This is a genomic window from Oceanicella sp. SM1341, from assembly GCF_003448965.1.
Lineage (GTDB): Bacteria > Pseudomonadota > Alphaproteobacteria > Rhodobacterales > Rhodobacteraceae > Paroceanicella.
This window is the reverse complement of the sequence record NZ_QRGC01000069.1, coordinates 1-3,392: the sequence shown is the minus strand read 5'-3', so window position 1 is coordinate 3,392 and position 3,392 is coordinate 1. Positions and strand designations below refer to the sequence as shown.

Annotated in this window: 4 protein-coding genes; all 4 read left to right on the top strand. The window is 77.6% G+C overall.

Annotated features, from left to right (window positions below; translation table 11 throughout):
- The first annotated feature begins 100 nt into the window (after positions 1-100).
- A complete protein-coding gene (locus D3P35_RS25635; protein WP_232830632.1) occupies positions 101-859 on the top strand; it encodes a VWA domain-containing protein in 759 nt (252 codons plus the stop codon).
- Entirely contained in the window at positions 856-1,791 is a 936-nt protein-coding gene (locus D3P35_RS25630; protein ID WP_118138764.1) for a VWA domain-containing protein, read from the top strand. Before D3P35_RS25635 ends, D3P35_RS25630 begins: the two co-directional genes overlap by 4 nt.
- Positions 1,788-2,438, top strand: coding sequence for a hypothetical protein (locus tag D3P35_RS25625; RefSeq protein ID WP_118138763.1), 651 nt, complete (start codon positions 1,788-1,790; stop codon positions 2,436-2,438). The genes D3P35_RS25630 and D3P35_RS25625 overlap by 4 nt, the downstream gene beginning before the upstream one ends.
- Positions 2,432-3,392: BatD family protein (locus tag D3P35_RS25620; protein ID WP_118138762.1), on the top strand; the 961-nt coding region annotated here is incomplete at its 3' end. The genes D3P35_RS25625 and D3P35_RS25620, both read left to right, overlap by 7 nt.

Here is a 3,392-nt window from a genome sequence, read left to right as displayed (position 1 = left end):
GCGAAGACCCCGCGCGGCGGGGCGGTCTCGACCGCGTCGCGCACCAGCAGCAGGGTGAGGCGGCACTTGCGCAGCACTCGCCCTCGCCTGGGGCTGCGCCGTGATCGCCCTTGCCGGCCCGCGCGTGCTCGAGACCCTCGACGCGCTGCCCGCCTCGGGCCGCGATGTCGTGCTCGCGCTCGACCTCTCCGGCTCCATGGAGCGCGAGGATTTCGACCTCGACGGCGCCCGCGTCTCGCGCCTCGCGGCGGTGCAGACGGTGGCCTCGCGCTTCGTGCTGGGCCGCGAGGGCGACCGGGTGGGGCTCGTCGTGTTCGGCGACCGCGCCTATGTCGCCGCCGCCCCCACCCATGACGTGGCCGCCGTGGCCCAGGTGATCGACACCGCGATGATCGGCGTCTCCGGCCGCTCCACCGCCATCGCCGACGGGCTGGGCCTCGCCATCCGGCGCCTGCGCGGGCGCGAGGCGAAGAGCCGCGTCATCCTGCTGCTCTCGGACGGGCAGGACACCACCGGCGCGGTCGACCCGGTGGCGGCGGCGCGGGCGGCGGCGGCCCTCGGCATCCGTGTCCACACCATCGCCCTCGGCCCCCGGGACCTCGAGACCAGCCCCGGCGCGCGCGACGCGGTCGACACCGCCACGCTGCGCGCCATCGCCGAGGCCGCCGGCGGGGTGATGTTCCGCGTGCGAAACACCGACGACCTGCGCGCCGTCACCGATGCGGTCGACCGGCTGGAGCCCTCGGCCGCCGCCGCGCCGCCGATCCGGGGCTGGCACGCGCTCTGGCCCTGGCCCGCCGCCGCAGCCCTGCTGCTGCTCGGCGCCGCGATGCTCTCGCGCCCGGAGGAGACGGCATGATCGAGCTCGGCCCCCTGCTGCTCCTGCGCCCGCTCTGGCTGCTGGCCGTGCCGCTGGCACTGGGGCTGGCGCTGCTCGCGGCGCGGCGGGCGGACGGCCTGGCGCCCTGGCGCCGGGTGGTCTCGCCGCAGATGCTCGCCTTCCTGCGCACGCGTGGCTGGGTGGACGAGGCGACGCGCGACCTTCGCCCCCTGGCTCTCGGCGCGGCGGCGGTGCTGCTCGCGCTCGGGCTCAGTGGCCCCGCGACCCGCAACCGCGACGCCCCGGCCTTCCGCAACCTCGACGTGGTGATGATCCTGCTCGACCTCTCGCCCTCCGTCACCGAGACGGGCGCGCTGGCCGACGCGCAGGCCGCCGTCGCCCGGCTGGTGGACCGGCACGGCACACGGCCGGTGGCCCTCGCGCTCTATGCCGGCGAGAGCTTTCTCGTGAGCGTGCCCAGCGAGGAGACCGAGCAGCTCGGCACCGTGATCGGCGTGCTCGGCCCCGAGACGATGCCCCTCGCCGGCAGCCGGCCGGACCGCGCGCTGGCCCTGGCGCGCCGCACGCTGGCCGACGCGGGCGCCGAGAGGCCCGACGTGGTGCTGGTCTCCGACGGGGGCGGGCTCGGCCCCGAGGCGCTGCACGAGGCGGGGTTGCTGCGCGCCGACGGCGCCACCGTCTCCGCCCTGCGGCTCACCCCGCGCGAGCGCCCCTACGGCCTCGCGCCCCCGGCCGAGGGCGCGCTCGAGGCCCTTGCCGGGGCCGGCGGCGGCATCGTGGTGCCCGCCACCGCGCCCGAGGCCCTGGCCGACCGGCTGGAGGCGCGACAGGCGGTTTCGGGCGCGGCCCGGGCCCGGCGCTCGGTGCTCTACACCGATCACGGGCGCTGGCTGCTCGGGCTCGCCTGCCTCGCGCTGCTGCCGCTGTTCCGCCGCAGGAGCGCGGCATGAAGGGGGCCGCCCTCATCGCCTGCGCCGCGCTCGCCCTCGCGCTCGCCGCCGGGCCGGACGCCTGGGCGCGGCTGGCCTGGCGGGCAGGGGCCCCGGGCCTCGCGCTGCCGCTCCTTGCCGACGACGCCGCCCGGGGCGCCGCCCTCTACGAGCTCGGCCGCTATGCCGAGGCCGATGCCGCCTTCGCCCGGGTCGGCCGCTCGGCCACCTACAACCGCGGGCTCACCCTCGCCACCACCGGGCAGCCGGGGCTGGCACTCGACTATTTCGACGCGTTCCTGTTCTCCAACCGCTTCGACGCCGAGGCCCGGCACAACCGCGAGACGGTCTCCGCGCTGGTGGAGCCGGTGGTGGGCGAGGCGATGGGCCATGGCCGCATCCGCACCGTCCTCGCCGAGGAGGGCGTGGCCACCGCCGCCTTCGACCCCGAGCGCCCGGATGCCGACCTCGTGCTGGCCGCCGACGACCGCCTGCGCGCCAGCCCCAAGCGCCCGGTGGACGGCGCGCGCACCGTGGCCGCCGGGAGCGCCTGGCTCGACACGCTCGCGGATGCGCCGGGCGCCTATCTCCGGAGCCGGCTCGCCGCCGAGATGGAGCGCAGGCGCGCCACCGGGCAGGCCGCCCCGGAGGAGGCGGAGCGGTGGTGAGGGTCCTCGCCCTGCTGCTCGCCCTCCTCGCCGGCAGCGCCGCCGCGCAGGAGAGCGACTTCCCGCCCCGGCAGGCCCGGCTCGAGCTGCTGCTCGACGCCCCCGGCGCCACGCCCTACGCCGGGCAGATGGTGCTCGCCACCCTGCGCGGCACCTACCGGCTCGACATCGCCCACGAGGAGCTGAAGCTGCGCCGGATGACCGACATGGAGTGGATGCGCCTCGGCCAGGACGCCTGGCACGAGGAGCTGGTGGACGGGCTGAGCGCGCGGGTGATGGAGCGGCGCGTCGCCTTCTTCCCGAAACGCGACGGCAGGCTCACCATCCTGCCCGTCGCGCACGAGCTGCAATACGTGGCGCGCGACGGCAGCCGCCGCACCGGCATCGTGCGCTCCGCCCCGGTGACCCTCGAGGTGCGCCCCGCCCCGGTGGCCGAAGGCTGGCTGCCGGCCCGCGCGCTCGAGCTCTCCGACCATTGGAGCAAGGACGCGGGCGCGCTCACTGACGGCGAGAGCGTGGAGCGCCGGGTGGTGCTGCGCGCCCTCGGCGCCACGCCCGAGATGCTGCCCGAACAGCCGCCCCTGCGCGCGCCCTGGCTCATCACCTTCACCCCGCCGGAAGAGCGCGACATGCAGCTCACCCCCCAGGGGCCGGTGACGACGGTGGTCTGGCGCTGGACCATGCGCCCGATCACCGGCGAGCCGGGCGTGCTGCCCGAGGTCGTCATCCCGTGGTTCGACACCGGGGCCGGCGCGCCCCGCAGCCTGCGCCTGCCGGCGGCGCGGATCGGCTACGCCGGCTTCACCGACAATTCCGACTGGCGCTCCGGCTTCGCCGGGGGCGGGGCGGCGCTGGGGCTCTGGCTCGGCGGGGCGGCGCTGGCACTGCTGCTGGCGGCGCGGGGCCGGGGCTTCGGCGCCGGACTCGGCCCCCGGCTGCGCGCGGCCCGGGCCC